The sequence below is a fragment of the Arthrobacter sp. R4 genome (genome assembly GCF_051365025.1).
Classification (GTDB): domain Bacteria; phylum Actinomycetota; class Actinomycetes; order Actinomycetales; family Micrococcaceae; genus Arthrobacter.
In genome coordinates this window covers 1-1,799 of record NZ_JBLWIJ010000059.1, presented here as the reverse complement: position 1 = coordinate 1,799, position 1,799 = coordinate 1, and the positions used below count along the sequence as shown (strand labels likewise).

At 67.2% G+C, this 1,799-nt stretch carries 2 protein-coding genes; both read right to left on the bottom strand.

Annotated elements, in window-relative coordinates:
• Nucleotides 1–834, bottom strand: an 834-nt coding sequence (locus tag ACLKOZ_RS22415) for an NAD-dependent epimerase/dehydratase family protein (protein ID WP_436478472.1), incomplete at its 3' end; no start/stop codon positions are given.
• A 32-nt stretch (nt 835–866) separates the two neighbouring features.
• The coding region (locus ACLKOZ_RS22410) for a Gfo/Idh/MocA family oxidoreductase (RefSeq protein ID WP_436478470.1) at nt 867–1,799 on the bottom strand (933 nt) is incomplete at its 5' end.

Sequence of the window (1,799 nt, the reverse complement as noted above, 5' to 3'; positions counted from 1 at the left end):
GATGGAGAAGGCGGGGCTGGTGCCGGTCAGGCCGGCGGCCAGGGCTTCGCTTCCGGGCAGGAAGCGCGGCATCAGCTCGGCCAGTGGCGCCGTTGCGAGGGCGTCAGCTGCTCCGACGAAGAAGGTTTCCCCGTTCGGGATGGAGTCCATCCTCTGCAGGAGCACGTCCAGGAAGTCGGCGACGTCGCGGGCGTCCACGTAGTTGAACAGTGCCGGAGCCGACAGGGCAGGGTCCGCCAGGCGCTCGGCCACGGTATGGCCCTGCTGCGTGGGCGCACCTTCCCACTCCTCCGGTGAGATCACGTAGCAGGGCCGGAACGCGGCGTACCGGATCTTCTCCCCCTGGGCCGCGGCGAACATCTGAACGGTCTGCTCGGCGATCAGCTTGGACAGCGCGTACGCGTTCCACGGCTTGGGCGTGGTGCGCTCATCCAACGGGAAACTGTCCGGCAGCCAGCCCGCCGGGCAGCCGTAACCCAGCGCGGTGGGGCTGCTGGCCGTGATGATCTTGCCGATACCCAGTTCCGTGGCGGCGCTGATCACTGCGAAGGCCAGCCGGGTATTGGTGGCGAAGATGACTTCTTCCGGGGCGCTGAACGGCACGGCGATCGCCGCGAGGTGGATGACGGCGTCGGGCTTGGTTTCCTGCAGGAGGCGCAAGGCCTCGCCCGGGACCAGCAGGTCGCCGGTTTCCTGGACGACGCCGGCCGGCAGCTGGTCCGACGGGATGGCGTCGCGGTCCACGGAAATGACGTCGTACCCGGCTTGCGCCAGCCCGGCCACCACGCTGCGTCCCAGCCGGCCCGAGCCGCCGGTGACAAAGATCCTGCTCATGATCGTTTCCTTGAGGATTTCAGGGCCGCGGACTAGGCGCCGCGGCGGAGGTCGGCGCCGAGGTCCAGGTCCTCGATGCGGACGGGAAGTGAAGACTCCAGCGAACGGTTGCCGGCGATGCCGACGGAGACGGAGCGGAGGCCGTCAAGGTAGCCGGAGGGACGGCCCAGCGGGTCCTCGCCCGGACCGTTGAAAAGGTCTGAAAGGAGGAGCTCGTCGCCGCCGCCGTGGCCGCCTTCACCGTTGACAATGGGCACCTCGTAGGCAGCTTCCCAATGGCGCTGGACCACCAGGCGTTCACCGTTGCGCCGGATGGCGTCCTCTTCCTCGACAGGGGTGGCGCTGGGGTCAACCACTGTCTTTTTGTCGGTGCTGCTCAGGACGGCGGCGCGCTCCACTACTTCGAGTTCGGCCCGGCCTTCGGTGCCGTTGACGGCCACGCGGTAGCCTTCCCACGGGCTGTGGGCGTTCAGGGAGTAGCTCAGCCGCGGACCGCCCTGGTACTCCACCACCAGTGCCAGGTTGTCCTCGATGGTGATGCCGCCGGTGAAGACGTCCTGGTCGCGGCGGTAGCCGTCGTAGTGCTCGTTGTCGAGGAAGAGTGCCTTGAGGCGCTCATCGTCGCGCAGGTCCAGCGCAAACGGATCCTTTTCGACTGTTTTGTCCCCGAAGCCGGGGCTGTCGACGTCGGGCGTTCCACGCTCCGGACGCGGTCCCAGGCCGCGCTCCGCGGCGTTCTTGTCGCCGTAGAACTTCAGCCCGCCGGATGCGAACACGCGCTCGGGAACGTCATTGATCCACCAGTTAACGAGGTCGAAGTGGTGCGATGCCTTGTGGATCAGCAGGCCACCGGAATTCTTCTTCTCCCGGTGCCAGCGGCGGAAGTAGTCCGCGCCGTGGACCGTGTCCAGGACCCAGCTGAAGTCAATGGAGGTGACCTTGCCGATCACGCCGCTCTGGATGAT